Consider the following 26,450-nt stretch of genomic DNA (forward strand, 5'->3'; position numbering starts at 1 on the left):
GGCAGAGACGGCTACGGCTGCGTCCCCGCCGGCTTGCGGGCCAGGGCCAGGCGCCAGCGGGGGCTGCCGTCCGGGCGGCGTCCGAAGTGCTCCAGCGGCAGCGTCTCCACGGAGAACCCGGCCGAGGCCAGGTCCCGGCGCACCCCGCCCCACGGGAACGTCCGGTAGTACATGACGAACGGCGGCCGCCACACCGCGTTCCGCACCCGCATCACCGCGTCGAAGCCCGCCGCCGCCCACCACAGCGGCGAGGACGGCGGCAGCGGCGCCCCGACCGGGAACGCGAACAGCCCGCCCGGGCGCAGCGCCCCGTACACGCCGGAGAACAGGGCGGGACGCTCGGCGGGCAGGAAGTGCCCGAACGCGCCGAAGCTGACGGCCAGGTCGTAGCCGCCGGACAGCGCGGCCGGCAGGGCGAGGGCGTCCGCGCGGACGAAGTCGACGCGGTCGGCGGCGGCGTGGGCGCGCTCCGCCTCGGCGAGCATGCCCGCGCTGAGGTCGACGCCGGTGACGCGGCCCCGGCAGAGCCGCGTCAGCATGCCGATGGCCGCTCCGGTGCCGCAGCAGACGTCGAGGCCGTCCCCGAAGGAGCCCTCCGACGCGGCGAGGGCCTCCTCTACGGCGTCGAGGAGGCGGTCCGGGGTGCGGAAGGGGGTGTGGTCGAATTTCGGCGCGAGGAGGTCGTAGCCCCGCTCGACCGAGGAGAACGCCTGGACGGCGAGCTCGCGCAGGCTCGGACCCTGGGAGGTGAACACACCCCCACCCTAGTGCTGTGGCACGCGCACGTGCGGCGGCCGCGGTGGCTCCCCCTCCGGGCCACCGCGGCCGCCGTCACCGGCCGGACCGGCCGGCCGTGCGGTGGTGCGGTCGTACGTGGTGCGGCGGTGCTCCCCCGTGTCGCGCCCCCGTGTCGCGCCCCCGTGTCGCGCCCCCCGTGTCGTGCTCCCCGCGGGGACCCCGTGTCCCCCGTGGTCCCCGCGAGGCCTTGCTCCCCCGTGTTCCCCCGTGTTCCCCCGTGCCCCCCGGGCCGGGGAGCCCGACGTCCCCCGTCGGCTCCCGCGGCCCGTGCGCCCCCCGTATCCCCCGTGGGACGCCGTGCGGCTTACGGGCGAGGGCTGGACGCGTGGTTGTCCAGCGTCACGATGTCCTCGTCCGCAGCCGGCTTGTCGACCGGCTTGATGGCGATGCCGGAAGCGTGGTTGTCCATCGGCGTGATGTCGGTGTCCGTCGCGGCGGTCCCGTCGACGGGCCTGAACCCGATGCCCGAGGCGTGGTTGTCGAGCGGGATGATGTCGCTCTCGTTCGGCAGGACGTTCTCGTTCGTCGTCATCGGATCTCCTGATGGATTGCTGGGCCCGTTCGGCGATTCCCCCGCGGACCGCCGAACGGGCGGTCCAGCAGGACTCCCGCGCCCCCCGACGCGGTGAGTCGATGGATCCATCGTGTCGGACGGCGATAAACGAACGATGAATGCTTCCCGTACGGCTCCCCGGGCCCTGGCCCCGGCCGTGCGGTCAGGCAGCGATCTCCGGCGCCAGCAGGGCCCGCACCTCGGCGAGTTCCGGCGACCCGAGCCCCGCGAACACGGCCTCGGCGTCCCGCCAGCACGCCCGGGCCCGGTCCCGCTGCCCCAGTCCGTGCAGTGCCTTGCCCAGCACCGTCAGCACCGTCGCCCGGCGCCATTCGCCGCCGATCCCGCGGAGCGCGATCGCCTGCTCGGCGTGGGCGGCGGCCAGCGTCGGCCGGCGTGCCGCCAGGTGGGCCTCCGCGAGCCGGAAGTGCGTGACGCCCTCCCACAGAGGCTGGCGGTTGTCGTGGAAGAGGGCCAGCGCCTCGGTGAGCTGCGTTAGCGCCTCGGCGAGCCGGCCGGCCTGGGTGAGGGCGATGCCGAGGGCGTACCGGCCGTTGGCGAGGCGCAGGGTCAGGCCCATGCGGTCGTATATGGCGATGCCCTGCTCGGCCAGGTCGATGGCGCTGGCGAGGCGGCCCAGCTCGACGTGGATGCGGGAGAGGTTGCAGAGGGCGCTGGCCTCGCCGATGTGGTTGGCGTCGGCGCGGAAGTTCTCGATGGCTTCGAGCAGGTACCGCTCGCCGTCGGCGTGGCGGCCCTGGTAGAGGGCGATGATGCCGCGGTCGTTGGGCGCCCAGCAGCTGGGCAGGGGGTCGCCGGCCTCGCGGGCCAGGACCGTCGCCTGCCGGGCCTCGTCGTCGGCTTCCGCGAACCGGCCGGCCACGAGGTGGACGTTGGTCAGTGTGGTGCGGGCCCGGCCCTCGGCGTGCGGGTCCTTCGCGGCGCGGGCGGCGTCGCGCAGGGCGACGGCGGAGGACTCGTACTGCTTGGAGTCGGCGCCGGACTCGGCGAGGTCCTTGGCCGCCCACAGCAGGTCGACGGCCCGGCGCAGGACGTCGGCGCGGCCGGTGGTGCGCAGGGCGGACTGGCGTGCGCAGGCAAGCAGCGGGTCGGCTTCGGCGTACAGCCAGTCCAGGGCGGCGCGCGGCTCGGTGAAGGCGAGGCCGGGGTGGGCGGTGGCGGCGAGGTGGGCGGGCAGCCGGTCGCCGGGCCGTTCGACGGCGTACACGGCGGAGGCGGTGGCCAGGTAGAAGTCCAGCAGCCGGTCGAGGGCGGCGTCCCGCTCGGTGGCGGGCTGCTCGTCGCGTTCGGCGCAGGCACGCGCGTAGAGGCGTACGAGGTCGTGGAAGCGGTAGCGGCCGGGTGCCGCGGATTCCAGCAGGGAGCAGTCGACTAAAGCCTCCAGCAGGTCCTCGGTGTCGTGCTCGGGCAGGTCGAGGGCGGCGGCGGCCGCGGCGAGGGAGATGTCGGGGCCGTCGGCGAGGCCGAGGAGGCGGAAGGCGCGCTGCTGGGCGGGCTCCAGCTGCCCGTAGCCGAGTTCGAAGGTGGCCTTGACGGCGAGGTCGCCGGCCTGGAGCTCGTCGAGGCGGCGGCGTTCGTCGGCGAGCTTCGCGGCGAGCACGGAGACGGTCCAGGTGCGGCGGGCGGCGAGGCGGGAGGCGGCGATCCGGATGGCGAGCGGGAGGAAGCCGCAGGCGCCGACGACGTCGAGGGCGGCCTGCCGTTCGGCGCCGACCCGTTCCGCGCCGACGATCCGGGTGAACAGCTGGAGGGCCTCCTCGGGGCTCATCACGTCCAGGTCGACGAGATGGGCCCCGGCGAGGCCCGCCATGCGGACCCGGCTGGTGACGAGGGCGGCGCAGCCTGCGGTGCCCGGCAGCAGCGGCCGGACCTGGGCGGCGTCGCGGGCGTTGTCCAGGAGGACCAGCACGCGGCGGCCGTCGAGGGCGGAGCGGTAGAGCGCCGCCCGCTCGTCCGCGGTGTCCGGGATGGCGGTGTCGGGGGTGCCGAGGGCCCGCAGGAAGGATCCGAGGACGGCGACGGGCTCGGCCGGGCGGGGCTCGGTGCCCTGGAGGTCGACGTACAGCTGCCCGTCGGGGAAGTGCGGGCGGGCGGCGTGCGCGACGTGCACGGCGAGGGTGGTCTTGCCGACGCCGCCGATCCCGGCGAGGGCGGAGACGGCCATGACCTGCCCGTCGGCGGCGGAGAGGATCTCGCTGAGCTCGGAGACGAAGGTGGTGCGCCCGGTGAAGTCGGGGACGGTGGCGGGCAGCTGCGCGGGCCGTACGTGGACGGGGGCGGCGGCGGAGGGCGGGGCTTCGGCGCGGGCGAGTTCGGCGTCGGCGCGCAGGATGCGCTGCTGGAGCGCGGACAGTTCGGGTCGGGGGTCGACGCCGAGTTCGTCGGCGAGGAGCCGCCGGGTGTCGGCGTACACGGCGAGGGCCTCGGCCTGGCGGCCGCTGCGGTACAGGGCGAGCATCAGCAGCTCGCGAAGCCGTTCACGCAGGGGGTGGGCGGCGGTGAGGGCGGTGAGCTCGGAGACGGCCTCGGCGTGGTGGCCGACCTCCAGGTCGAGGTCGAGGCGGGCCTCCAGCAGCTGGAGCTGCCATTCCGCGAGGCGGGTGCGCTCGGTCTCGGCGTGGGGGCCGGGGACGCCGGCGAGGGGTTCGCCGTCCCACAGGTCGAGGGCGCGGGAGAGCAGGGAGCGGGCGCGGTCGCGGTCGCCGGCGGTGCGGGCCCGCTCGGCGTCGGCGGCGAGTCCGCGGGCGACGGCGAGGTCGAGGGTGCCGGGCGGGGTGTGGACGGCGTAGCCGCCCGACTCGGTGACGAGGGTGCCCGGTTCGAGGATCTTCCGGAGGCGGGAGGCGTAGGTGCGGATGGTGGCGAGGGCCTGCTGGGGCGGGTCGTCGCCCCAGATCGCGTCGATCAGCTCGCGGGCGGTGGCGGTGCGGCCGTCGCGGAGCAGGAGGACCGCGAGGAGGGCGCGCTGCTGCGGGGTTCCGGAGGGGAGGGCCTCGCCGTCGCGCCAGGCGCGGACCGGGCCGAGGACGGCGAAGCGGGAGCCGCTGCCGGCGCCCGCGGCCTGCGCGGCGGGCGGGGCCGCGGTGTCCGGCGGGGCGGTTCCGGGCGCGGCGGGGCGCGCCTCCGGGGCGGTTGCGGCGGCTTTCGGCCCGGGGGCGGTCGGGGCTGCCCCGGGGGTGCGCCGGGCTGCCTCGGGGTGGTTCCGCTGCTGCGGGATGGCCGGTATGCCGTCCATCGGTCGTCCTCCCCTGCCTTCCGTCGGTGTAAGGGCCAGTCTGCCCTGTCTTGGACGCACCCGTCAGCCCGTGTCGGGCCGATCACTCCCCAAGTAGCTGACGGTGCGTCAGATCAGCGCTACGGTGGGCCCCATGGAGACCTTCCCGAAGATCATTTCGGTGGACGACCACACGGTCGAACCCCCACGCGTCTGGCAGGACCGGCTCCCGGCCCGGTACCGCGACACCGGCCCCCGCATCGTCCGCGCCCCCCTGAAGGAGATGACCTTCCTCGGCGGGAGGTTCGCCCCCGTCATGGGCGCCCCCGGCGACGACGGCCCCCTCGGCGACTGGTGGGTCTACGAGGACCTCCGCCGCCCCCTCACCCGCCTCGACACCGCCGTCGGCTTCGACCGCGACGAGATCCGGCTGGAGGTCATCACCTACGAGCAGATGCGCCCCGGCTCCCACTCCGTCCCCGAACGCCTCGCCGACATGGACGCCAACCACGTCCAGTCCGCCCTGTGCTTCCCCACCTTCCCCCGCTTCTGCGGCCAGACCTTCACCGAGGCCCGCGACCGCGACCTCGGCCTCCTCTGCGTCCGCGCCTACAACGACTGGATGGTGGAGGAGTGGTGCGGCCCCGACGCCCGCGGCCGGCTCATCCCCCTCACCCTCATCCCCCTCTGGGACGCCGCCCTCGCCGCCGCCGAAGTCCGCCGCAACGCCGCCCGCGGTGTCCGCGCCGTCGCCTTCTCCGAGATCCCCCCGCACCTCGGCCTGCCCTCGATCCACACCGACGCGTGGGACCCCCTCCTCGACGCGTGCAACGAGACCGGAACCGTCATCGCCATGCACATCGGCTCCTCCTCCCGCATGCCCTCCACCTCCGCCGACGCCCCGCCCGCCGTCGGCTCCACCATCACCTACGCCAACTGCTGCTTCTCCATGGTCGACTGGCTGATGAGCGGCGCGTTCGAACGCTTCCCGAACCTGCGGATCATGTACGCCGAAGGCCAGATCGGCTGGATCCCGTACATCCTGGAACGCGCCGACACCGTCTGGCAGGAGAACCGCGGCTGGGGCGGCGTCGCCGACAAGGTGCTGCGCCCGCCGTCCGAGCTCTTCGCCGAACACGTCTACGGCTGCTTCTTCGACGACGCCTTCGGACTGCGCAACCTCGACGCCATCGGCGTGGGCAACGTCCTCTACGAAACCGACTACCCGCACTCCGACTCCACCTGGCCCCGGTCCCGCGAGGTAGGCGAGGCCCAGATGGGGCACCTCGCCCCCGACGCCGTCGAACGCATCGTCCGCGGCAACGCCATCGACCTCCTCGGCCTCACCCCCGAAGGCCTCTGGCCGGGCGCCTGACGCCGTACGGCGCGCCCGGTCCGCCGGGGCGCGCGGCCCGCCCCTTGCGACGGGCACCCACCCCCAGGCATGCTTCGCCAGAGCAAAGCTGAAGGGGTGGGGAGCGGTGGACAAGCGGACCTTGGCGACCGGCGTGCTGTGCGCGATAGCGGCCATCGGCGCGTCAGCGGCCATGACGAAGGTCGTGCCCGACCCGGGCAGCAGCCCCGCGCCCCGCGCCGCGGCCGCCCCCTCCGCCCAGCCCACCACCAGCTCCACTTCGCTCCCGCAATCAGCGAAGCAGCCGCAGCTCGCGGCCCCCGGCACCCCCGCCCCGGGCACCCCGGCGGCCTTCACCGGAGCCCTGTTCGAAGGCGGCGTACAGGGCAGCCACTTCTGCACCGCCACCGTCGTGAAGAGCCCCGGCCGGAACCTCATCGTCACCGCCGGCCACTGCCTCCTCGCAGGCAAGCCCACCGGCCAGGGAGCCGTCTTCGCACCTGCGTACGCCAACGGCACCACCCCGTACGGCGCGTGGAAGATCGAGGAGGTCTTCGAGGACCCCCGCTGGGACGAGGGCGCCGACGACGACTACGACCTCGCGTTCGCCCGCCTCGCCCCCGCCCCCGACGGCCGCAACATCGAGGACGTCACCGGCGGTGCGCCCCTCGACACCACAGGCCGCGCCGGCGAACAGGTCACCGTCACCGGCTACCCGGCCGACCGCAGGGTCCCCCGCACCTGCACCGCCACGGCCGTACGCGAAACCCCGACCCGCCAGCGCTTCGACTGCGCGGACTTCCCCAACGGCACCAGCGGAAGCGCCTGGATCGCCCGCGACGGCCGCATCATCGGCATCCTCACGGGCGGCGACACGGACGACGTCTCCACGAGCACGGTCCTGGGCGACTACGCGGCCACCCTGTACGCCAAGGCAGCGGGGGCGGCCCCGGCGGGCGGCTGACCGGGCGGGCGGCTGGCCGGGCGGGCAGGCCCGGGCTCAGCCCACCAGGCCCAGGTGCACCGGCTCGACCGCCCCCCGGGCCAGCAGCTCCGCCAGCCGCGGCGGCCACGACGGCTCCCCCAGCCCTGCCAGCGCACCGGGCGACAGCCACCGCCAGTGCGCCTGCGGATCCTCCGGCACAGGCTCCCGCCGCGGCCCGGAGGTCACGTAGATGTGCTCGTACTGGCGCACGCGGATGCCCTGGTGGGTGAAGTCGTGCTCCCAGGTGCACAACAGCCGCTGAGGCCGGAGATCGGTCCACCCCGTCTCCTCCCGCAGCTCCCGCCGCACACACTCCTCAGGCGTCTCCCCCGGATCGATCCCCCCGCCGGGCGGCAGCCAGTGAATCCCCACCTCGACGTTGTTCTCCCGGAACAGGAACACCGCCCCACCGGGATCCAAGACGACAATCCGCGCTGCATGCCTGGGAGTTCTCATCATCCCAGCGTACGACGGGGGTGGGACAGCGGAAGAGGGCCCGGGAGACGAAAGGCGCCGGGGACATCCTCAGACACCCCCCGACCTCCGACCCATCGGCTCCCGCCCGCCGCCCCCCCGCCGTCTCCCCTCCGACCCCGCGTGCTCGGCCCCCGCTTCCGGCGCCCCTGCCGTCTCCCTCCCGAGTCGAGTCACCGGCTCCCGCCCCACCCCCCGGGCCCCGCCGCGCCGTCCACGCCGTGTCACCTCGCGGGTGCGTTCTGTGTACGGTCGGGGGAATGAGCAAGCGTGTCCGGGCCGGCTCTCTGCGGTCCCGTACGGTCAAGCGCGCCGGTGCCGGTGCGGCCCTCGGTCTTCTGGCCTGCACCGCGGCCTGGGTGCATGCCGTCGACGGTGCTTCCGGGGCCACCGAGGCGCGGGCGTACAGATCCGACGACCGGCCTCCCGCGGCGCAGGAAGCCCGGGTCGGGCGGGTGCGGGAACGGGTGGCCGTGCAAGGGCTGTTCGGGGTGAGTGAGCGGACGGCGGCGCGGATCCCGGCCGCGTCGCGGCAGCTGGTCCTGGTGACGGGGCGCGGCCGGAACTCCTCGCACGCCACGGCGGCGCTCTACACGCGGCCCGCGGCCGGTGCCGACTGGGTGCTGGTGGAGAGCTGGCCCGCGCGGAACGGCGCGAAAGGGTGGTCCGCGGACCGCCGGTACGGGGATCTGACGTCCCCCGAAGGGGTGTTCTCGCTGAGCGATGCGGGTGGTCTGCTGCCGAAGCCGCCGGGCACCCGGTTGCCGTACGACCACAGCCGGGCGTTCGTGGCGTCGGGGCACGGTGTGGAGGGGGAGTCGCTGGAGGGGTCCTTCGACTACGTCATCGCGATCGACTTCAACCGCCGGCGCGGGGTGTCGCCGCTGGATCCGGTGAAGCCGGAGGGGGCGGCGAAGGGCGGGAACATCTGGCTGCACGTGGACCACGACGGTCCCTCGCAGGGCTGCGTCGGGATCTCGAAGGAGGCCATGGCGCGGCTGCTGGCCGTCCTGGACCCGGCGGCGAGGCCGTTGATCGCCATGGGACCCCGGGGGTTCTGACGCCCGCTCCGGCCCGGCCCGCCGCACCCCTCTTGTCTGACGGTCCGTCAGCCCCGACGATGTCCCCCGTCGCCCGCACGGCGGCGGGCCGCGGACGAAGGCGAGGCGTGGCATGGCGGGTACGGCGGGTACGGCGTGCGTGTTTCCGGAAGGCCGGCTGGTGTACGGGATGCAGCTGCCCGTCCAGTCGCAGAGCCCCCTGTACGCGGAGCCGTGGGAGGCCTCGGCCGGTGCCGGGGACCTGGCCGAGGTGGCGCGGGCCGCGGACCGGGCGGGGTTCGCGTACGTCGCGACCTGCGACCACGTGGCGATCCCGCGCCGCCTTGCCGGCGCGATGGGCGCGGTCTGGTACGACCCGGTGGCGGTGCTGGCCTTCCTCGCCGGGGTCACCGTGCGGGTGCGGCTGCTGAGCCATGTCGCGGTGGTGGGTCTGCGGCATCCGCTGGTCACGGCGAAGCAGTACGCGACGGTCGACCGCCTGTCGGGCGGCCGGCTGGTGCTGGGGGTCGGTGCGGGCCATGTGCGGGAGGAGTTCGAGGCGGTCGGGGCAGGCTTCGCGGGGCGCGGGGCGCTGCTCGACGAGTGCGTGGACGCGCTGCGTGCGGCGCTGGGCCCGGAGGAGTATCCGGTTTTCGAGGGGGAGCGGTTCGCGTTCCGGGATCTGGCGCAGCTGCCGCGGCCGGTGCAGGCGCGGGTGCCCGTGTGGGTGGGGGGTTCGTCGCCGGCGGCGGTGCGGCGGGCGGCGCTGCGGGGGGACGGCTGGCTGCCGCAGGGGGATCCGCCGGAGCGGCTTCCGGCGCGGATCGCGCGGATCAGGGGGCTGCGGGAGGCGGCGGGGGTGGTGGGGCCGTTCGTGTTCGGGGCGATCACGGAGGCGCTGTACGTGGGGGAGCCGGCGTGGGAGGCGGGTGGGCGGACGCTGTCGGGGAAGCCGGAGGTGCTGGCGGAGTCGCTGCGGGAGTACGGGGCGATGGGGGTGGGCCAGATCCAGGTGCGGTTCCGGAGCCGGGGGCGGGCGGAGCTGGTGGACCAGGTCGCGGCGTTCGGGTCGGAGGTGGGGCCGCTCCTGAACGGGTGACCCCGTACGCCATCACACCCGGTGCATTCTGACGTCTCGTCAGGTATTGACGGTCCCCTTCCCGCGGTGGAACAGTCGACCCCATCCGATCTGACGGTACGTCAGAAACTTGAGGACGGTGAACCCCCTTGGAATTCGGGCTCTTCGTGCAGGGATACGTGCCCCGGGCGCGTTCCGAGGTCGACCCCGCGGCGGAGCACAGGGCGCTGGTCGAGGAGACCGAGTACGTCATCCAGGCAGACAAGTCCGGCTTCAAGTACGCCTGGGCCTCCGAGCACCACTTCCTGGAGGAGTACTCCCACCTGTCGGCGAACGAGGTCTTCCTCGCCTACCTCGCCCATGCCACCGAGCGCATCCACCTCGGATCCGGCATCTTCAACCCGCTCGCGCCCGTCAACCACCCGGTCAAGGTCGCCGAGAAGGTCACCATGCTCGACCACCTCTCCCGGGGCCGCTTCGAGTTCGGCACCGGCCGCGGCGCCGGCAGCCACGAGATCCTCGGCTTCCTGCCCGGCGTCACGGACATGAACCACACCAAGGAGATCTGGGAGGAGACCATCGCGGAGTTCCCCAAGATGTTCCTCCAGGAGGAGTACGAGGGGTTCCAGGGCAAGCACTGGTCGCTGCCCCCGCGCAAGGTATTCCCCAAGCCGTACGGCAAGGCCCACCCGGCCATGTGGTACGCCGCCGGCTCCCCCTCCTCGTACGCCATGGCCGCCCGCAAGGGCCTCGGCGTCCTCGGGTTCAGCGTCCAGAAGGTCTCCGACATGGAGTGGGTGCTGGACCAGTACAAGACCGCGATCCGCGAGGCGAAGGCCATCGGCGCGTTCGTCAACGACAACGTCATGGTCACCTCGACCGCGATCTGCGCCGAGACCCACGACAAGGCCGTGGAGATCGCCGTGAACGCGCAGATGAACCGCTTCCAGTCCCTCGTCTTCCGCTACCACGACACCTTCCCCCGCCCCGAGGCGATCCCGCAGTGGCCCGAGATCCTCCCCGAGTACAACGCCGAGATCATCGAACTCCTCATCGCCGAGGAGCTGCTGATCTGCGGCGACCCCTCCGAGGTCCTCGGCCAGTGCCGGCGGTGGGAGCAGGCCGGCGCCGACCAGCTGTCCTTCGGCCTTCCCACAGGGGTCTCGTACGAGGACACCATGACGACGATCAAGCTGATCGGCGAGCACGTCATCCCGCAGATCGACACCGACCCGGTGCACCGCACCACCCGCTTCCGGCAGGCCGCCTGAGGATCCGGGCCGGCGGTTTCCCGGACCGCCCGCCCGGCAGGGGCCCCGCGGGCACGGCCCCGGGCCCCGATGCCCGGCCGGAGCGGGCGGAGCAGCGGCCTGCCTCCCGCTCCGGCCGGTCGACCCGAGAAGGGACGTCACCGACATGCTCGACCACCTGATCAGGGGCGCGACCGTCGTCGACGGCGGCGGCGCCCCCGCCCGCCCCGCCGACGTCGGCATACGCGGCGGCCTGATCGCCGTCGTCGCGGCCCCCGGCACCGTCACCGAGCCGGCCCGCACCGCCGAGGACGCCGCCGGCCTCGTCCTGTGCCCCGGCTTCGTCGACCCGCACACCCACTACGACGCCCAGCTGTTCTGGGACCCGTACGCCACACCCTCCATGAACCACGGCGTGACCACCGTCGCCGGCGGGAACTGCGGCTTCACCCTCGCCCCGCTGCACCCCGGCCGCCCCGAGGACGCCGACTACACGCGCCGCATGATGAGCAAGGTCGAGGGCATGTCCCTCCGGGCGCTGGAAGAGGGCGTCGACTGGACCTGGTCCACCTTCGGCGAGTACCTCGACGCCCTGGAGGGCCGCATCGCCGTCAACGCCGGCTTCATGGTCGGCCACTGCGCGCTGCGCCGGCACGTCATGGGCGCCGACGCCGTCGGCGGGCAGCCCACCCCCGACCAGCTCGCCCGCATGACCGCCCTCCTCCACGAGGCCATGGACGCCGGCGCGTGGGGCCTGTCCACCACCCAGTCCTCCACCCACTCCGACGGCGACGGCGCCCCCGTCGCCTCCCGGCACGCCCGCCCCGACGAACTCGTCGCCCTCGCCCGCGCCGTCGGCGACCACGAGGGCACCCAGCTGGAGGCCATCGTCGCCGGCTGCCTCGACCGCTTCACGGACGCCGAGATCGACCTGCTCGTCGAGATGAGCGCGGCCGCCGGCCGGCCCCTCAACTGGAACGTCCTCACCATCGACGCCGCCGTCCCCGACCGGGTGCCCCGCCAGCTGGCGGCCTCCGCGCGCGCCCGTAGGGCCGGCGGGCGGATCGTCGCCCTCACCATGCCGATCCTCACCCCCATGAACATGTCGCTCGGCTCGTTCTGCGCGCTCAACCTCATCCCCGGCTGGGGCGCCGTCCTGGGCCTGCCCGTCCCCGAGCGGATCGCCGAACTCCGCGACCCGGCCGTCCGCGCGGAGATGCTGCGCCGCGCCCAGGGCCCCGAGGCCGGGGTGTTCCGCCGCCTCGCCGACTTCGGCCGGTACGTCATCGGCGACACCTACAGCAAGGAGAACGAGGGCCTCACCGGCCGCGTCGTCCGCGACATCGCCGCCGAACGCGGCCAGGACCCCTTCGCCTGCCTGGTGGAGATCTGCTCCAACGACGACCTGCGCACGGTGCTGTGGCCGATGCCCACCGACAACGACCCGGCGAGCTGGGCGCTGCGCGCGCAGACCTGGCAGCACGAGGACGTCATGCTCGGCGGCTCCGACGCGGGCGCGCACCTGGACCGCATGTGCGGGGCCCCGTACACGACGCGCTTCCTCGGGGACTGCCTGCGCGGGCGCCGCCTGGTGCCGCTGGAGCAGGCGGTGCGGATGCTGTCCGGCGACCCGGCGGGGCTGTTCGGGCTGCGCGGGCGCGGCCGGATCGAGGAGGGCGCGTACGCGGACCTGGTGCTGTTCGACCCGGAGCGGATCGACGCCGGCCCGGCGACGCTCGTCCACGACCTGCCCGGCGGCAGCCCGCGGCTCGACGCGCGCGCCGTGGGGATCGTGTCGGTGCGGGTCAACGGGGTGGAGACGGTCCGCGACGACGAGGTGACGGGCGCGGTCCCGGGCCGGGTGCTGCGCTCGGGCCGCGACACGCGGACGGTGGCGACCCGGTGAGCGGGGCGCAGCACGGCGACGGCGCCCGGCGGCTGTTCATCGGCGGGCAGTGGGTGGAGCCGGCGGGCGGCCACTACGAGGTCGTCGACCCGGCGGACGAGACGGTGGTGGGCCTGGCCCCGGAGGCGTCGCCGGGCCAGGTGGAGGAGGCGGCCGCGGCGGCGGCCGGGGCGTTCGAGGGCTGGTCGCGGACGGATCCGCAGGAGCGGGCCCGGATCCTGGACCGGGCCGCCGACGTCATCCGGCGGGAGTTCGAGCCGTGGTCGGAGCTGGCCCGCGCGGAGAGCGGCGCCCCGACGGCGGTGGCCCGCGCCATGCAGGTGGGCGTCGGCGCCGCCCGGTTCCGGCGGTACGCGCGGGGCGCCCTGGAGCCGGTGGAGCGCGGGCTGCCCCCGCAGGTCGCCGCGGCGGGGCCGATGGGGCGGTCCGCGGTCCTGGGGGCGCTGGAAGTGCGCCAGCCGGTGGGCGTGGTCGCCTGCATCACCTCGTACAACAACCCGTGGGCCAACCCGGCGGGCAAGGTCGCGCCCGCGCTGGCCATGGGGAACACGGTGGTCGTCAAGCCGGCGCCGCAGGACCCGCTGTCGGTGTTCCGGATGGCGGAGGCGCTCGCCGAGGCGGGGGTCCCGGCGGGCGTCGTCAACGTGGTCGGCGGGCAGTCGGCGGGCGTCGGCGAGGCTCTGGTGGCCTCCGGGGATGTCGACATGGTGTCGTTCACCGGTTCCACCGCCGTCGGGCAGCGCATCGCGGAGGTGTGCGGCCGCACGATGAAGCGGCAGCTGATGGAACTCGGCGGCAAGGGCGCGGCGGTCGTCCTGGACGACGCCGACCTCGACGCGGCCGTCGCCGGCATCGGCACCACGTTCTCCTTCTACAGCGGCCAGATCTGCACCGCGCCGACCCGCGTGATCGTGCACCGGTCGGTGTACGGGGAGCTGGTCGGGAAGCTGGCCGGCTACGCGGCGCACCTGCGGATCGGGCACCCGGCGGAGCCGGGGACGGTCGTCGGCCCGGTGATCTCGGCCGCGCACCGGGACCGGGTGGAGGCCTACGTGGAGCTGGGCCGCAAGGAGGGCGCCCGGCTCGTGCACGGCGGGCAGCGGCCGGCGGTCGGTTCGGGCCGGGGCTTCTATGTGGCGCCGACGCTGCTCGCGGACTGCACGGCGGACATGCGGGTGGTCCGGGAGGAGGTCTTCGGGCCGGTCGTGGCGGTCGTGCCGTTCGACGGGGGCGAGGACGAGGCGGTGGCGCTGGCGAACGACAGCGAGTACGGGCTGCTGAGCTACGTCTGGTCGCGGGACGCGGCGCGCGCGTTCCGCGTGGCGCGGCGGCTGCGGGCGGGCGGGGTGGGGGTGAACACGGTCGGTCGGAACATGGAGGCGCCGTTCGGCGGGTTCAGGCGCTCGGGGGTCGGGCGGGACGTGGGCTCGTACGCGCTGCACGCGTACAGCGAGGTGCAGGCGATCGTCTGGGCGGGGTGAGGGGGAGGGGCCAGGAGGGCGGAAAACTGGTGCGGGAAAATTTCGAATCCGGCAAAACGGGCATGGCTGCGGTTTCCGTATGACGAAACCGCCGGACTGAGTCCTGCGAACCGGGGGTAACGCCTGCGAGAACACCTTTCAAACGGGCGTGATGGCCGAAACTCTCCGTCGCTTTCCAAGGTCAATCCGGCGCGGCAATTCCGGACTCTCATCTTCCGGATGTGGAAACCGCAGGCTCTAACGTCCATTGGCATGACTCAGCTGGACGTTCGGCCCGCGGCCGAAGACACGGCACGCGACGTCACCGACGTACGCGGCAAGGGCCTCGGCAAGGGGTCCGTGGGACTGGTGGGAAGCGCCGTCATCGGCATCTCCACCGTCGCCCCCGTCTACTGCCTGACCTCGACCCTCGGCTCGACGGCCGGCGAGGTCGGCGTCCAGATGCCGGCCGTCTTCCTGGCCGGCTTCCTGCCGATGCTCCTCGTGGCCTTCGCCTACCGCGAGCTCAACAAGGCCGTTCCCGACTGCGGCACCTCCTTCACCTGGACCGTGAAGGCCTTCGGCCCCCGCATCGGCTGGATGTGCGGCTGGGGCCTGGTCATCGCCACGATCATCGTGCTGTCCAACCTGGCAGGCGTGGCCACCTCCTACTTCTGGCTGCTCGCCGGCGAGATCACCGGCAGCCCCTCCGTCGCGGCCCTCGACGACAACAAACTCGTCCACATCGGCACCTGCCTCACCCTGATCGCCGTCGCCACCGCCATCAGCTACCGCGGGATGACCGCCACCAAGGGCGTCCAGTACGCCCTGGTCGGCCTGCAACTCGTCGTGCTCGGCCTCTTCGTCGCCATGGCCGTCCAGAAGGCGTCCGCCGGCAGCTTCGACACCGGGCTCGACTTCTCCTGGGAATGGATGAACCCGTTCGCGGTCGAGTCCATGGCGGCCTTCACCGCCGGCCTCTCCCTCTCGATCTTCATGTACTGGGGCTGGGACGCCTGCCTCGCCACCAACGAGGAGACCACCGGCTCAGCCAAGACCCCTGGCCGCGCCTCGCTGATCGCGATGGTCGTCCTGGTCGGCTCCTACCTCGCCACCGGCATCGCCGCCCAGATGGCCGTCGGCTCCGGCGGCACGGGCCTCGGCCTCGCCAACCCGGACACCTCCGACAACGTCTTCGCCGCCCTCGCCGGACCCGTCATGGGCCCCGCCCTCGGCATCCTGCTCTTCGTCGCGGTCCTGGCCTCCGCCGCCGCCTCGCTCCAGACCACCTTCATCCCCGTGGCACGCACCGTCCTCGCGATGTCCACGTACGAGGCGCTGCCGCCCGCGTACGCGAAGGTCCACCCGAAGTTCAGGACCCCGGGCCGCGCCACCGTCATGGCGGGCATCTCGACCGGCGCCTTCTACACCGTCATGACCCTCGTCAGCGAGAACGTCCTCACCGACACGATCTTCGCGCTCGGCCTGATGATCTGCTTCTACTACTCGCTGACGGCCTTCGCCTGCGCCTGGTACTTCCGCGCCGAACTGCGGCGCAGCGCCCGCGACCTCTTCTTCAAGGGCGTCTTCCCCGTCCTGGGCGGCATCCTGCTGGCCGCCGTCTTCCTCAAGACCCTGGTCGACATGTGGGACCCGGCGTACGGGTCCGGATCCACGGTCCTCGGCGTCGGCAGCGTCTTCGTCATCGGCGTCGGCCTGCTCGTCCTCGGCCTGGGCGTCATGTTCGTCACCGAACGCCGCAGCCCCGCCTTCTTCCGCGGCGAGGTCCTCACCAAGTCGACGCCCGCCCTGGTCGTCGAGGACTGACCCGGCGCGTACGCAACGGGCGGCCCTGCCGGGCCCGGGGGTGACCCCCGGGCCCGGCAGGTCGTTGTACGCGGCATGAACGCCAAGAACACGAAGAACGCCGTGAAGCGCGGCCTCACGGCCCTCGCCCTCTCGTCCGGCGCCCTCGGCCTGGCGGTCGGCGCCGCCCACGCCGACAGCACGAGCCTCCAGGCGGCGGCCCCCCTCGCCAAGCGCGTCGGCGACATCGTCGACCACCCGGGCCAGGCCGTACAGGACACCAAGACGGCCCTGGCGGTAACGGGCGCGGCGGCAGGCTCGGCCACCAAGTCCACGAACGCATCGCTGGCCGGCGCGGGCGGCGGCGCACTGCAGACGCTGCCGCAGGGGCCGGGGGTCAGGTAGGGGGAGCCGAGCACTCGGGGGCGGCGGGGCGACGGCGGGGGGGTTCGGCGGGAGCCGGCTGATCGGGGGCGGCGGGGCGGCGGCGGGGTTCGGCGGGAGCCGGCTGGTCGGGGCCGGTGGGGCGACGGCGGCGGGGCTCGGCGGGAGCCGGCTGGTCGGGGCCGGTGGGGCGCGGGGTGGTGGCGTAGCCGGTAGCCGATCAGCCGGCATCAGGGTGGGTACTGGGGGTGTCCCCGGCAGTTGATGGTGTCCGGGGCGGGCCGGTCCCTCAAGGGCGCGCCCGTTGGGCGCGTCGCTGCGCGATGGCCCTTGCGGGCCACCCTTGACCGACCGACCCGCCCCGGAGGCATTTTTTTCTGCCGGGACGCCCCCAGGGGAACGGCCTGGAGGGACCATCACCTACCGGGCGGATCAGAGCCGTTGCCCTCCCGACCCAGGGGTCCCTTTCACCCCACCGGCATCAGCAGACCCGCCAGCGAGAGCCGGGTGGGCGCTGACGTCGGGAAACGACGTCCAGAGCATCATCCGCAGACAGGAGCGCCCCACATCGCTACGTGCTCCCCTCTCTTCGGCGTCTGTTCGTCGTCTGGGGCGGGCGCACGCGACAGATCGCTACACGCCTCCGTCTGCACCGCGTCCGGCCGCCGCTTGGGGCCGCGAAGCGCCCCACCTCGCTGCGCGCTCCTCTCACCTCGGCGTCCGGCTGCCGTCCGGGGCGGCGAAGCGCACCAGCTCGCTCCCTGCTGCTCATAACTTGGCGGTTGAAGGCCGTCGGGGGCAGCGAAGCGCCACCTGTCCGCTCCACCTCCCTCGTATACCGGCGTCTGGCGGCAGAAGACCGCTTCCGCCCCCGCCCCCTGCGTTCCTGCGGTCAGTCGCTGAGCCGAGGGCGCCCCTGTAGCGATCCGGCGCGCTCCCGTCTCCGGATGATGCTCTGGACATCGTTTCGCCGCGTCATAGCCGACCCGGATTCCGTCGGCGGGTCTGCTGATGCCCGCGGGGCGGGAGAGGAGGCTCTCTGATGGCCCCTCATGCCTGGCCCTCCCCCCTGGCCGTTTCCCTGGGGGCGTCCCGGCAGAAAAAAATGCCTCCGGGGCGGGTCGGTCGGTCAAGGGTGGCCCGCAAGGGCCATCGCGCAGCGACGCGCCCAACGGGCGCGCCCTTGAGGGACCGGCCCGCCCCGGACACCATCAACTGCCGGGGACACCCCCAGTCGCATCTCCGATGCCGGCCGGTCGGCTCCCGCCCGCACCCCGCCCCCGCCGTCGTCCCCCTGGTCCCGCTCAGTCGGGCTCCCGCCGCCCCCCCCGCCCCCGAGTCCGGGCCTCCCGCTCTTCCCTCCCCCTACAAGTACTGCGCGTACTCGTCCAGCACCCGCAGTACCTCCGCCTCCCTCCCCGGCGGGAGTTGCAGCACGACCTCCTCGATGCCCAGGTCCGCGTAATGCGCCAGCTTTCCCGGGTTCGGGCGGACCGCGTACGGGACCACCTGCAACGCCTTGGGGTCGCGGCCCGCCCCTTCCCATGCCCGGCGCAGTGCCGGCAGGGATTCCGTGAGGCCGCCTCCGCCGATGGGCAGCCAGCCGTCGGCATGGGCGGCGATCGCCGCGAAGAGCTTCGGGCCCGCCGCGCCGCCCATGAGGGTGCGGGGGCCGTGGAGGGGTCGGCCCGGGGTGAGTTCGCGCGGCGTCTGGGCCGGCTTGGGGTGGGCGGCGCTGGCGCTGACGGAGGCGTACGGGCCGGTGTGGGCGGTGGGCTCGGGGGCCCAGAGGGCGCGCATGAGGGCGAGGTGGTCGTGGACGCGTGCGCGGCGGGTGCGCCATTCGACGCCGTGGTCGGCGGCTTCCTCCGCGTTCCAGCCGTAGCCGACACCGAAGGTGAGGCGGCCGCCGGAGAGGTGGTCGAGGGTGGCGACCTGCTTGGCGAGGACGATCGGGTCGTGCTGGGCGACGAGGGTGATGCCGGTGCCCACGCGGAGGCGGCGGGTGACGGCGGCGGCCTGGGCGAGGGCGACGAACGGGTCGAGGGTGCGCCCGTACTCGTCGGGGAGTTCACCGCCCATCGGCGCCTCGGTGTCGCGGGAGACCGGGATGTGGGTGTGCTCGGGCAGGTAGAGGGCGTGGAAGCCGCGTTCCTCCAGGCTGCGGGCGAGACGGACGGGGGTGACGGTCCGGTCGGTGAGGAAGATGGTCGTGGCGATCCGCATGGGCGAGGGCACCTCCGTGACTGTCCGCGGCTCGGCTGCTCCCGGGTCGGGTGCGGATCACGCTACGGCCTGTCGGCCGGATTGTTGAGGGGGTGTCAGCCCGGTGGCGGTCAGCCCCGCGGGTAGCGGGCGAGCCAGCCGGGCGCGGAGGCGGCCGGGCCGTGCAGGGACGGGCCCTGGGTCATCTCCAGGGCGAAGTCGTCGGCGAGTTCCAGCAGCGTGGCGCGCCCTTCGAGGTCGGTGAGCCAGGCGGCCGGCAGGGCGGTCTCTCCGTGGAGGGCGCCGAGGAGGGCTCCGCAGAGGGCGCCGGTGGCGGAGGAGTCGCCGCCGTGGTTGACGGCGAGGCGCAGCCCGTGGCGTACGTCCTCGGCGGTGAGGGCGCAGTAGACGGCGACGGCGAGTGTGTCCTCGGCGTCGCGGCCGTCGCCGGGGGAGAGGGACTCGACGGCGCGGGCGGTGGGGGCGGCCGCTTCGGCGGCGGCGGTGAGGGCGCGTCCGAGGGCGTCGGTGACGGGCTGGTGGCCGGGGCGGGCGGCGAGGAGGGCGAGGGCGCGGCGGACGGCGCCGTCGAGGGTGTCGCCGCGGGTGAGGCCGTGGACGATGACGGCGAGGGCGCCGGCGGAGAGGTAGGCGGTGGGGTGGCCGTGGCTCTGTACGGCGCACTCGACGGCGAGCTGGAGGACGAGTGCGGGTTCCCAGCCGACGAGGAGGCCGAACGGGGCGGACCGGGTGGTGGCGGCGGCGTCGCGGGCGGTGGGGTTCTTCGGCTGGTCGAGGGTGCCGAGGATGGTGTCGGCGAAGCCGGTCATGCAGGCGCGGTCGGGGCCGCGGCGGGCGTAGAGCCACTCCTGCTGGGCGAGCCAGCCGTTGTCGGTGCGGCGTTCGTCGGGGCCCCAGTCGTTCTGGGTGGCGGCCCAGCGGAGGTAGGCGCGGTGGACGTCGGTCGGCGGGTGCCAGGCGCCGGTGTCGCGGCGGACGTGGGCGCGGATGAGGCCGTCGACGGTGAAGAGGGTCAGCTGGGTGGAGGCGGTGACGGTGCCGCGGCGGCCGTGGGCGGGGGCCGGTTCGGTGAGGCCTTCGACGCCGTGCGTGTTGCGGATGCCGTCGAGGGAGAGGCCGGCGACGGGCGCGCCGAGGGCGTCGCCGATCGCGGAGCCGAGGAGGGTGCCGCGGACGCGGCTGCGGAAGTCCTGCTGCTCGGTGCGGCCCCACGTGCCGGTGGTGAGCGGAGAGCGGGTGCCGGGGGTGTCGGCGTCCGGGGCCGGGGTGGTGGCGGGGGCGGTGTCCGGGGCGGGCTGCGCGTCCGGCGCCGGACCCGCCTCCGCGGCCGGACCCGCCTCCGCGGCCGGACCCGCCTCCGCGGCCGGACCTGCCTCCGCGGCCGGGCTTGCCGCCGGGCCCGTGGCCGGTGCCGTGTCGGTGGTCGTTGCGGTGTCCATGGTGCGTCCCCCAGCCTGCGAGCCCGCCCCCCGCGGGCTCTGGCGCGCACTGTAGTTGACAGTTCCGGTCGGTTTCGGAACACGGCGGTCAGGCGGCCCGTATGTGGACGGAGAACGGCCGAAAGTGCGCGTGGCGCGGCGGCCGGCGGCCCGGGGGCCGGTCTTCAGCCGGCCCCCCGGCCCCCCGGCCCCCGGCCCCCCGGCTCCCGGCCCCCGCCGCGACGGGGGTCAGTCCAGGACGGGGAGCAGCCGCGGCAGGTGGCCGTCGGAGGCTTGGGCGGCGAGCCGGCGCTCCTCCGGGACCTCGCCGTACAGGGTGGTGCGGGGTGTGGCGGGGCGGCCGGCGGCTTCGGCGATGGCGGTGAGGTCCCGGATGGAGCGGTAGGAGCCGTAGCTCGATCCGGCCATGCGGGAGATGGTCTCCTCCATGAGGGTGCCGCCGAGGTCGTTGGCGCCGGAACGGAGCATTTCGGCTGCGCCCTCGGCGCCGAGCTTGACCCAGCTGGTCTGGATGTTGGTGATGTGCGGGTGGAGCAGCAGGCGGGCCATGGCGGTGACGGCGCGGTTGTCGCGGACGGTCGGGCCGGGCCGGGCGATGCCCGCGAGGTAGACGGGGGCGTTGGTGTGGATGAAGGGGAGCGTGACGAACTCGGTGAAGCCGCCGGTCTGCTGCTGGATGCGGGCGAGGGTGCGCAGGTGGCCGAGCCAGTGCCGGGGCTGGTCGACGTGCCCGTACATCATGGTGGAGGAGGAGCGTATGCCGAGCTCGTGGGCGGTGGTGACGACGTCGATCCAGTCGGCGGCCGGCAGTTTGCCCTTGGTGAGGATCCAGCGGACCTCGTCGTCGAGGATTTCGGCGGCGGTGCCGGGAATGGAGTCGAGGCCGGCTTCCTTGGCGGCGGTGAGCCAGTCGCGTACGGACATGCCGGTGCGGGTGGCGCCGTTGACGATCTCCATGGGGGAGAAGGCGTGGACGTGCATGCCGGGGACGCGCTGTTTCACGGCGCGCGCGATGTCGAAGTAGGCGGTGCCGGGCAGGTCGGGGTGGATGCCGCCCTGCATGCACACCTCGACGGCGCCGACGTCCCAGGCCTGGGCGGCCCGGTCGGCGACCTGGTCGAGGGAGAGGGTGTAGGCGTCGGCGTCGGTGCGGCGCTGGGCGAAGGCGCAGAAGCGGCATCCGGTGTAGCAGACGTTGGTGAAGTTGATGTTCCTGGTGACGATGTAGGTCACGTCGTCGCCGACGACGTCACGCCGCAGCCGGTCGGCGATCCGGCACAGCGCGTCCAGCGCGGGCCCGTCCGCGTGGAGCAGGGCCAGCGCCTGGGCGTCGGTGAGGCGTTCGGGGTCGTCGGCGGCCTGGGAGAGGGCGGCGCGGACGTCGGTGTCGATGCGTTCGGGGGCCATGCCGGGCGCGGCGGCCTCGCGGAGGGCGTCCCAGTCGCCGTAGACGTGGTCGAAGTCCTGGCGGCGGTCGCCGGTGCGGCCCTCGGTGTCGACGGCGGTGTGCAGGTCGGTGCGCCCGGAGGCGGTGAAGGCGTCCTCGGGTTCCTGCCAGGGCCGGCCGGTGGCCTCGGCGTCGGGCCGGGCGAGTCCGGTGGCCGGGTCGGCGAGGGCTTGGACGTGGGGCAGCAGCCGCGGGTCCAGCCAGGGTTCGCCGCGCTGGACGAACTCGGGGTAGACGCAGAGCCGCTCGCGCAGCTCGAAGCCGGCGGCGGCGGACTGCTCGGCCAGCAGGTCGATCTGCGGCCAGGGCCGTTCGGGGTTGACGTGGTCGATGGTCAGCGGGGAGACGCCGCCCCAGTCGTCGATGCCGGCGCCGATGAGGCGGGCGTACTCGCCCTCGACGAGGTTGGGCGGGGCCTGGAGGCAGGCGGAGGGGCCCATGATGTGGCGGGCGACGGCGATGGTGGCGACGAGGTCGTCGAGTTCGGCGTCGGGCATGCCGCGCATCGCCGTGTCCGGCTTGGCGCGGAAGTTCTGGATGATCAGCTCCTGGATGCCGTGGTACGCGCGGGCGGTGCGCCGGAGCGCGAACAGCGACTCGGCGCGCTCCTCGTACGTCTCCCCGATGCCGATGAGGAGGCCGGAGGTGAAGGGGACGGAGGAGCGCCCGGCGTCTTCGAGGACGCGGAGGCGGACGGCGGGCTCCTTGTCGGGGGAGCCGTGGTGGGGGCCGCCGGGCTCGGACCACAGGCGGGTCGCGGTGGTCTCCAGCATCATGCCCATGGAAGGGGCGACGGGCTTCAGCCGCTGGAAGTCGGCCCAGGTGAGGACGCCCGGGTTGAGGTGGGGGAGCAGGCCGGTCTCTTCGAGGATGCGGATGGAGATGGCCCGGACGTACGAGACGGTGTCGTCGTAGCCGTGGGCCTCCAGCCACTCGCGGGCCTCGGGCCAGCGGTCCTCGGGCTTGTCGCCGAGGGTGATGAGGGCTTCCTTGCAGCCGAGTGCGGCGCCGCGGCGGGCGATGTCGAGGACCTCGTCCGGTGACATGAACATCCCCTGGCCGGCGCGGCGCAGCTTTCCGGGGACGGTCGCGAAGGTGCAGTAGTGGCACTTGTCGCGGCACAGGCGGGTGAGGGGGAGGAACACGCTCTTCGAGTAGGTGATCACGCCGGGCCGGCCGGCGGCGGTGAGGCCGGCGTCGCGGACGCGGGCGGCGGACGCGGCGAGGTCGTCGAGGTCGGCGCCGCGGGCCCGGAGCAGGACGGCCGCCTCGGTCGCGTCCAGGGCGACACCGTCGCGTGCGCGCCGCAGGGCGCGCCGCATCGCGTTCTGGGTCGGGGCGTCACTCGGAGGGGTCATGCGGTGAGCATACGGTCCGGGGGTCCGGCGGCAGGCCGGCTCCCCGGCGCCGACCGCATCGGCTCCCCGGCGTTGACCAGCGGGATTGGCCGGTTGTCGCCCGCGACCGGTCGGGGAGGCGGGGAAGGCGGCGGCAGGCCCGACCAGTCTGCTGACGCTATGTCAGGTCGGGCGCTTGGGCTGCGGGGGGAAGGGGCGCCCGGCAGGTTCCGGCGGGGACGCGACCGGTGCGATCCGGCCCCGTTCCGTCCGGAAGCCGCCGGTTCGCCAAACATCTCCCCGCTCAAGATCACCGCATCGGGGGACAGGTGTGGCTCCGGAGGGGGTGAACCCGTGGTCAGGCCGTTACTGTTCCCCGGGATCTGGCCCGATTCCCGGATATTCACCCCCTTCCTCCCTCTTTTCACCGGTGCCGTGTGGGTACGCCCGGTCGCCGTCCTTCGCGAAGGAGAGCTTGTCCGATGACCGTTGACAGCAGCCCCGAGACGCAGCTGGATCCGCCCCGGCAGACCAGCCTTGCCACGGCGGCCGCACGCAACCTCGCCACCACGACCAAGTCCGCGCCGCAGATGCAGGAGATCACCTCCCGCTGGCTGCTGCGGATGCTCCCCTGGGTGGAGACCAAGGGCGGCACCTACCGCGTGAACCGACGGCTCACCTACGCCGTCGGCGACGGCGTCATCGAGTTCGTCCAGGACGGGGCCAGCGTCCGCGTCATCCCCCGCGAGCTCGGCGAACTCGCCCTGCTCCGCGGCTTCGACGACGAGGACGTCCTGCGCGAGCTGGCGTCCCGCTGCGTCCAGCGCGACTTCCGGCCCGGCGAGGTCATCGTCGAGCGCGGCACTCCCGCCCAGCACATCCACCTCATCGCCCACGGCCGCGTCGGCCACACCGGCGTCGGCAAGTACGGCGACACCGTCGACCTCGCGGTCCTCGGCGACGGAGACCGCTTCGGCGAGCACGCCCTCCTCGACGGCCAGGGCACCTGGGACTACACCGCCACCGCCGAGACCGCCGGCACCCTCCTCACCCTCTCCCGAGCCGACTTCGACGCCGTCCTCGCAGCGTCGCCCGCGCTCCAGGACCACGTCACCCGGTTCAGGTCGCTCCCGCAGCAGCGCCAGAACCGGCACGGCGAAGCCGAGATCGCGCTGTCCGCCGGCCACACCGGCGAGCCGGAGCTCCCCGGCACCTTCGTCGACTACGAACTCCGCCCGCGCGAGTACGAACTCTCCATCGCGCAGACCGTCCTGCGCGTCCACACCCGCGTCGCGGACCTCTACAACGAGCCGATGAACCAGACGGAGGAGCAGCTCCGGCTCACCATCGAGGCGCTTCGCGAGCGCCAGGAGCACGAGCTGGTCAACAACCGAGAGTTCGGCCTCCTCCACAACGCCGCGTTCAAGCAGCGCATCCAGACCCACTCCGGGCCGCCCACCCCCGACGACCTCGACGAACTGCTCTGCCGCCGCCGCGGCACCCGCCTGTTCCTCGCGCACCCGCGGACCATCGCGGCGATCGGCCGCGAGTTCAACGCCCGCGGGCTCTACCCGGACCACGTCGACGTCGGCGGGCAGAGCGTCCCGGCCTGGCGCGGCGTCCCGATCCTGCCGTGCAACAAGATCCCGATCAGCAAGGAGAACACCAGCTCCATCATCGCCATGCGCACCGGCGAGGAGAACCAGGGCGTCATCGGCCTGCGCCAGACGGGGCTGCCGGAGGAGTACGAGCCCGGCCTGTCGGTCCGCTTCATGGGCATCGACGAGAAGTCGATCATCTCGTACCTGGTGACGACGTACTACTCGGCCGCGGTCCTCGTGCCCGACGCGCTCGGCGTGCTGGAGAACGTGCAGATCGCCCGCAGGCGCGACTAGGGCCTGTCCGGCGGCCAGGGGGTGTTGCGGAAGTCCCGCCCGGCGCCCGCGGCGCCCGGCACGCACTCCCGCCGCACCGGCCGAAGCCCCGAGTACGCCCGGTACGAGGGCCTTCGCCCGGCACGCCGAGCGCACGCACCGGGCACCGCGGGCACCGCACAGGACTTTCGCAACACCCCCAGGGCCGGACAGCCCCGGGGCCCCGCGCCAGTCCGGGGCCGGACGCGACAGCCCCACCGTCCCGGGCCGGCCCGGCGCGCCCGGGATCCGGGCCGGCCCACCCACCCCACCGAGGAGGAACGGATGCCCGAGCCTGGGCCCTCCCCCATGCAGTCGAGCCTGCCGGCCGCCGCGGCCCGCTTCGGGGCGCACGGCCACGGCCGCGGCGCGGAAGCCGCCGCCGCGGGCCGGCCCCGGCTGCCCGCCGCCCCCGGACTGCCCTTCCCGCCGCGCCCCCAGGGCCCCCGGCCCCCGGAGGCCCCGGAGGCCCCGGAGGCCGCGCCCGCCGACCTGCCGTACCCGGCGGCCCCGCCGGTCCCGGAGCGCGGGCACGGCGAGGCCCTGGAGCGGATCACGGCCGGCCCCAGCGGCCTCGGCACGGCGAGCCTGCACTTCGCGCCCCGGACCGGCCTGGCGGCGCCGTCGGCTGCTGCAGCCCTGCCCACCGCGCCCGCCGCGCCGCCCCCGCCGACGCGGCCGGTCCTGCCGACCCGGCCGGTCCTGCCGACGCGGCCGGTCCTGCCGGCGGCGCCGGCCCTGCCCGAGCTGCCGCACCCGGCGCAGGCGGGGGTCGCCACCGCCGAGGGCAGGCCCATCCCCGGCCTCTACCACCACCCCGTCCCCGAACCCGACCCGGTCCGTGTGGCCGAGGTCAGCCGCCGCATCAAGCGGTGGGCGGTCGACGAGGTCGAGGCGTACCCGCCCGAGTGGGAGGACCAGTTCGACGGCTTCTCCGTCGGCCGCTACATGGTCGCCTGCCACCCGGACGCCCCCACCCTCGACCACCTCATGGTCGCCACCCGCCTCATGGTCGCCGAGAACGTCCTCGACGACTGCTACTGCGAGGACCACGGCGGCTCACCCGTCGGCCTCGGCGGCCGGCTCCTCCTCGCCCACACTGCGCTCGACCCGCTCCACACCACCGACGAGTACATCCCGGCCTGGGCGGAAACGCTCCTCTCGGACGCCCCCCGCCGCTCCTACCGGTCCGCCATGCAGTACTTCCTCCAGCTCGCCACCCCCTCCCAGGCCGACCGCTACCGGCACGACATGGCCCGCCTCCACCTCGGCTACCTCGCCGAGGCCGCCTGGGCGCAGACCGACTACGTCCCGCAGGTGGCCGAGTACCTGGCGATGCGGCAGTTCAACAACTTCCGCCCCTGCCCCACCATCACCGACACCGTCGGCGGCTACGAACTCCCCGCGGACCTGCACGCCCAGCCCGCCATGCAGCGCGTCATCGCCCTCGCGGGGAACGCCGCCACCATCGCCAACGACCTGTACTCCTACACCAAGGAACTCAACAGCCCCGGCAGGCACATGAACCTGCCGGTGGTGATCTCCGAACGTGAAGGCCTCTCCGCCAAGGAGGCCTACCTCAAGGCCGTCGAGGTCCACAACGACCTCATGCACGCCTTCGAGGCCGCGGCGGTCGAACTCGCCGCCGCCTGCCCCGACCCGCGCGTCCTGCGCTTCCTCAAGGGCGTCGCCACGTGGGTCGACGGCAACCACTACTGGCACATGACCAACACGTACCGCTACAGCCTGCCCGACTTCTGGTAAG

At 74.1% G+C, this 26,450-nt stretch carries 18 protein-coding genes; 11 read left to right on the top strand and 7 right to left on the bottom strand.

What is annotated here, in order from left to right; all coding sequences use genetic code 11:
• Window positions 1-11 precede the first annotated feature (11 nt).
• The 3 genes from ACZ462_RS17095 to afsR form a co-directional block, all read right to left on the bottom strand.
• Window positions 12-755, bottom strand: coding sequence for a class I SAM-dependent DNA methyltransferase (locus ACZ462_RS17095; RefSeq protein ID WP_467803408.1), 744 nt, complete (start codon window positions 753-755; stop codon window positions 12-14).
• Window positions 756-1,102: 347 nt separating this feature from the next.
• Window positions 1,103-1,330: a hypothetical protein gene (locus tag ACZ462_RS17100; RefSeq protein ID WP_467803406.1), complete on the bottom strand. Its 228-nt coding sequence runs from the start codon at window positions 1,328-1,330 to the stop codon at window positions 1,103-1,105.
• Between the two features lie 184 nt (window positions 1,331-1,514).
• A complete protein-coding gene (afsR, locus tag ACZ462_RS17105) occupies window positions 1,515-4,607 on the bottom strand; it encodes an SARP-family global regulator AfsR (protein ID WP_467803404.1) in 3,093 nt (1,030 codons plus the stop codon).
• Between the two features lie 133 nt (window positions 4,608-4,740).
• Here afsR and ACZ462_RS17110 point away from each other — a divergent pair, with 133 nt between their 5' ends.
• The gene (locus ACZ462_RS17110; RefSeq protein ID WP_467803403.1) at window positions 4,741-5,961 is read left to right on the top strand and encodes an amidohydrolase family protein; all 1,221 of its coding nucleotides are present in this window, start codon (window positions 4,741-4,743) and stop codon (window positions 5,959-5,961) included.
• A 106-nt stretch (window positions 5,962-6,067) separates the two neighbouring features.
• On the top strand, window positions 6,068-6,904 hold the full coding sequence (locus ACZ462_RS17115; protein ID WP_467803401.1) for a trypsin-like serine peptidase: 837 nt from the start codon (window positions 6,068-6,070) through the stop codon (window positions 6,902-6,904).
• 36 nt (window positions 6,905-6,940) lie between these two features.
• Here ACZ462_RS17115 and ACZ462_RS17120 read toward each other — a convergent pair whose 3' ends face one another.
• Window positions 6,941-7,384: an NUDIX hydrolase gene (locus ACZ462_RS17120; protein ID WP_468252317.1), complete on the bottom strand. Its 444-nt coding sequence runs from the start codon at window positions 7,382-7,384 to the stop codon at window positions 6,941-6,943.
• A 275-nt stretch (window positions 7,385-7,659) separates the two neighbouring features.
• Here ACZ462_RS17120 and ACZ462_RS17125 point away from each other — a divergent pair, with 275 nt between their 5' ends.
• The 7 genes from ACZ462_RS17125 to ACZ462_RS17155 all read left to right on the top strand — a co-directional run bounded on the left by ACZ462_RS17125 (window position 7,660) and on the right by ACZ462_RS17155 (window position 16,344).
• Window positions 7,660-8,460 carry a L,D-transpeptidase family protein gene (locus ACZ462_RS17125; RefSeq protein WP_467803399.1) on the top strand — a complete coding sequence of 267 codons (801 nt, stop codon included), beginning with the start codon at window positions 7,660-7,662 and terminating at the stop codon, window positions 8,458-8,460.
• A gap of 169 nt (window positions 8,461-8,629) precedes the next feature.
• Window positions 8,630-9,538 (top strand): TIGR03619 family F420-dependent LLM class oxidoreductase, encoded by a 909-nt coding sequence (locus tag ACZ462_RS17130; protein ID WP_468252320.1) that lies wholly within the window; start codon window positions 8,630-8,632, stop codon window positions 9,536-9,538.
• 128 nt (window positions 9,539-9,666) lie between these two features.
• The gene (locus ACZ462_RS17135; RefSeq protein ID WP_467803395.1) at window positions 9,667-10,788 is read left to right on the top strand and encodes an LLM class flavin-dependent oxidoreductase; all 1,122 of its coding nucleotides are present in this window, start codon (window positions 9,667-9,669) and stop codon (window positions 10,786-10,788) included.
• Between the two features lie 145 nt (window positions 10,789-10,933).
• Window positions 10,934-12,673 (top strand): N-acyl-D-amino-acid deacylase family protein, encoded by a 1,740-nt coding sequence (locus ACZ462_RS17140; RefSeq protein WP_467803393.1) that lies wholly within the window; start codon window positions 10,934-10,936, stop codon window positions 12,671-12,673.
• The gene (locus tag ACZ462_RS17145; protein WP_467803391.1) at window positions 12,670-14,154 is read left to right on the top strand and encodes an aldehyde dehydrogenase family protein; all 1,485 of its coding nucleotides are present in this window, start codon (window positions 12,670-12,672) and stop codon (window positions 14,152-14,154) included. The genes ACZ462_RS17140 and ACZ462_RS17145 overlap by 4 nt, the downstream gene beginning before the upstream one ends.
• A 252-nt stretch (window positions 14,155-14,406) precedes the next feature.
• On the top strand, window positions 14,407-15,960 hold the full coding sequence (locus tag ACZ462_RS17150; protein ID WP_467803390.1) for an APC family permease: 1,554 nt from the start codon (window positions 14,407-14,409) through the stop codon (window positions 15,958-15,960).
• Between the two features lie 75 nt (window positions 15,961-16,035).
• Window positions 16,036-16,344: a hypothetical protein gene (locus ACZ462_RS17155; RefSeq protein ID WP_467803388.1), complete on the top strand. Its 309-nt coding sequence runs from the start codon at window positions 16,036-16,038 to the stop codon at window positions 16,342-16,344.
• A 1,344-nt stretch (window positions 16,345-17,688) separates the two neighbouring features.
• Here the strand turns inward: ACZ462_RS17155 and ACZ462_RS17160 are convergent.
• The 3 genes from ACZ462_RS17160 to ACZ462_RS17170 form a co-directional block, all read right to left on the bottom strand.
• A complete protein-coding gene (locus ACZ462_RS17160; RefSeq protein ID WP_467803387.1) occupies window positions 17,689-18,549 on the bottom strand; it encodes a TIGR03619 family F420-dependent LLM class oxidoreductase in 861 nt (286 codons plus the stop codon).
• Window positions 18,550-18,659: 110 nt separating this feature from the next.
• Window positions 18,660-19,988 (bottom strand): ADP-ribosylglycohydrolase family protein, encoded by a 1,329-nt coding sequence (locus ACZ462_RS17165; RefSeq protein ID WP_467803385.1) that lies wholly within the window; start codon window positions 19,986-19,988, stop codon window positions 18,660-18,662.
• Between the two features lie 228 nt (window positions 19,989-20,216).
• Window positions 20,217-22,793, bottom strand: coding sequence for a bifunctional FO biosynthesis protein CofGH (locus tag ACZ462_RS17170; RefSeq protein ID WP_467803383.1), 2,577 nt, complete (start codon window positions 22,791-22,793; stop codon window positions 20,217-20,219).
• Window positions 22,794-23,254: 461 nt separating this feature from the next.
• Here ACZ462_RS17170 and ACZ462_RS17175 point away from each other — a divergent pair, with 461 nt between their 5' ends.
• Entirely contained in the window at window positions 23,255-24,667 is a 1,413-nt protein-coding gene (locus ACZ462_RS17175) for a family 2B encapsulin nanocompartment shell protein (protein ID WP_467803382.1), read from the top strand.
• Between the two features lie 303 nt (window positions 24,668-24,970).
• Window positions 24,971-26,449 carry a family 2 encapsulin nanocompartment cargo protein terpene cyclase gene (locus ACZ462_RS17180; protein ID WP_467803381.1) on the top strand — a complete coding sequence of 493 codons (1,479 nt, stop codon included), beginning with the start codon at window positions 24,971-24,973 and terminating at the stop codon, window positions 26,447-26,449.
• The last annotated feature ends 1 nt before the right edge of the window (window position 26,450 follow it).

It is taken from the genome of Streptomyces sp. NPDC031121, assembly GCF_055570615.1.

Bases quoted from the DNA above. Each gene is read 5' to 3' on its own strand.
- ACZ462_RS17100 (WP_467803406.1), bottom strand. From the start codon at position 1,330: ATGACGACGAACGAGAACGTCCTGCCGAACGAGAGCGACATCATCCCG.
- afsR (WP_467803404.1), bottom strand. From the start codon at position 4,607: ATGGACGGCATACCGGCCATCCCGCAGCAGCGGAACCACCCCGAGGCA.
- ACZ462_RS17110 (WP_467803403.1), top strand. From the start codon at position 4,741: ATGGAGACCTTCCCGAAGATCATTTCGGTGGACGACCACACGGTCGAA.
- ACZ462_RS17120 (WP_468252317.1), bottom strand. From the start codon at position 7,384: ATGATGAGAACTCCCAGGCATGCAGCGCGGATTGTCGTCTTGGATCCC.
- ACZ462_RS17125 (WP_467803399.1), top strand. From the start codon at position 7,660: ATGAGCAAGCGTGTCCGGGCCGGCTCTCTGCGGTCCCGTACGGTCAAG.
- ACZ462_RS17130 (WP_468252320.1), top strand. From the start codon at position 8,630: ATGCAGCTGCCCGTCCAGTCGCAGAGCCCCCTGTACGCGGAGCCGTGG.
- ACZ462_RS17140 (WP_467803393.1), top strand. From the start codon at position 10,934: ATGCTCGACCACCTGATCAGGGGCGCGACCGTCGTCGACGGCGGCGGC.
- ACZ462_RS17150 (WP_467803390.1), top strand. From the start codon at position 14,407: ATGACTCAGCTGGACGTTCGGCCCGCGGCCGAAGACACGGCACGCGAC.
- ACZ462_RS17155 (WP_467803388.1), top strand. From the start codon at position 16,036: ATGAACGCCAAGAACACGAAGAACGCCGTGAAGCGCGGCCTCACGGCC.
- ACZ462_RS17160 (WP_467803387.1), bottom strand. From the start codon at position 18,549: ATGCGGATCGCCACGACCATCTTCCTCACCGACCGGACCGTCACCCCC.
- ACZ462_RS17165 (WP_467803385.1), bottom strand. From the start codon at position 19,988: ATGGACACCGCAACGACCACCGACACGGCACCGGCCACGGGCCCGGCG.
- ACZ462_RS17170 (WP_467803383.1), bottom strand. From the start codon at position 22,793: ATGACCCCTCCGAGTGACGCCCCGACCCAGAACGCGATGCGGCGCGCC.
- ACZ462_RS17175 (WP_467803382.1), top strand. From the start codon at position 23,255: ATGACCGTTGACAGCAGCCCCGAGACGCAGCTGGATCCGCCCCGGCAG.
- ACZ462_RS17180 (WP_467803381.1), top strand. From the start codon at position 24,971: ATGCCCGAGCCTGGGCCCTCCCCCATGCAGTCGAGCCTGCCGGCCGCC.